Raw genomic sequence first — 1,346 nt, forward strand, 5'->3', positions numbered from 1 at the left:
AGCATCTCTTGTGCGGCATGCAAATCGTCACGAGCTAAGGCTTCGCGAATCGCGGTACTACTCACTCGTAACTGTTGTAAACAAAAGCTTTGGGTACTGACGACTTCAAAGCCGTATTTTTCCCCTGCTTCCTGCAACATAGCAAAGTTACCTAAACGGCCTTTGCCAAAGCAGAAATCATCACCAACGACAAGAAACTTAACACCCAAACGCTCGACCAACAAGTCGCGGATAAACTCTTCCGCTGTCAGGCTGGCAAAATGGCGATTAAAGTTGACGCAAAGCAAACGGTCGATGTCGAGCTTGCTTAATTGAACGAACTTGTCGCGCAGTCGCGTCAACCTTGCGGGCGCTTTGTCTTTGGCAAACAGCTCCATTGGCTGAGGTTCAAAGGTCATCACAACCGACGGTAACGAAAGTTTCTCCGCTTGCTCAGACACTTGCTGCAATACTTGTTGATGGCCTTTGTGTACGCCATCGAAATTGCCGATCGTCAACACACAACCATAATGGTGTGGTGCGATATTATGAATGCCTCTAATCAGTTCCATTGGATACTGCGTTCTGCCTCTGTTTTTACTTTGCACTGTGTGAAACTGACGGATTATATACTAATCAACCTCAATCTGTCCCAGCTTTTAGGTCTTTTAAACGTACGCCTGTCAAAAATAGAACCGCTAGGTAAACTGCGGCGCCTAGACCAATTAACATTCCTAACATGCCGCTACGGTGAGCAAAGCTCCACTCTAGCCAAACCGACATGTCTTCCAATTGCCATAAGATCGCAGCAACCATCGCAGCACCAGCAATAACCAAACGTATAATAAAGAAGACGGTACGCTTAGTGATTTGATAGACACCTGCAATGTGCAGACCTCGGTACAACAGCGCCATGTTGACGAACGCTGACAATGCCGTAGCAATAGCCAAGCCGACGTAACCGTAGAAATAGGCGAAAATTGCGTTGAACACCATGTTAGTCACCATCGCGATGATGCCGTATTTCACTGGCGTTTTTGTGTCTTGACGTGAGTAATAGCCTGGCGCCAACACTTTAATTAACATGAAATTCAATAGTCCAGATGCGTAAGCGAGCAACGACAGAGACGCTTGGTGCACATCTTGTGGAGAGAACTCACCGCGCATAAATAGCACCATCAACATCGGCTTCGCCAACGCCATCAAACCCAACATCGCCGGAATCCCGAGCAGTGTTACCATGCGAACGCCCCAATCCATGGTATGTGCAAAACCTTCGCTCTGCGAGTCCACATGTTTACGAGACAGCGCAGGCAAAATCACCGTCGCAATCGCAATACCAAACAGCCCCAGCGGGAACTCCAACA

Annotated in this window: 2 protein-coding genes; both read right to left on the bottom strand. The window is 47.9% G+C overall.

Annotated elements, in window-relative coordinates:
• Positions 1 to 551 (bottom strand): riboflavin biosynthesis protein RibF (gene ribF, locus R7Q47_RS24745; RefSeq protein WP_318089915.1); only part of this gene is annotated, 551 nt, incomplete at its 3' end.
• 70 nt (positions 552 to 621) lie between these two features.
• On the bottom strand, positions 622 to 1,346 hold a 725-nt coding region (gene murJ / locus R7Q47_RS24750), incomplete at its 5' end, for a murein biosynthesis integral membrane protein MurJ (protein ID WP_318089918.1).

The sequence above is a fragment of the Vibrio sp. Vb0349 genome (genome assembly GCF_033338975.1).